Here is a 399-nt window from a genome sequence, read left to right on the forward strand (position 1 = left end):
GATTGTATATTGTATTGCCTGCACTTCTTGTTATAGGTTTCGCTTCTGGATATCAAATAGTAACACTGTACAAAGCATTAAGTTATGTAAATAATAACTTAATAGGATTAACTACAGCTGTGTCAAATATGATAGTCATGGTTTTTGGCTATTTTTTTCACACTGGGATCGCAAAAATAATAGATTTGTGTTGGGATAGGACAGTGATACAAGGAAATCCTGTGTATAGTGCTGAATTGCTGATAAAAGCAACATCTATTATTCCTGTATGTTTGCTGATAGCTGTTTTTGGGCTCTTATGGTTAAAAAAGCAGGATAAGCAGTCTTAAAATTGCTTGTGCATCTTAAAATTAAAGCGAGGTTTGATCTATGATGAGTGTTTTAAAAAAAATCTGTGGC

General features: G+C 33.1%; 1 pseudogene. It reads left to right on the forward strand.

Annotated elements, in window-relative coordinates:
* A pseudogene (locus WG67_RS08705) lies at positions 1–329 on the forward strand (MFS transporter); the annotation flags it as partial.
* Between the last annotated feature and the right edge of the window lie 70 nt (positions 330–399).

Source organism: Wolbachia endosymbiont of Drosophila incompta (genome assembly GCF_001758565.1).
Lineage (GTDB): Bacteria > Pseudomonadota > Alphaproteobacteria > Rickettsiales > Anaplasmataceae > Wolbachia > Wolbachia pipientis.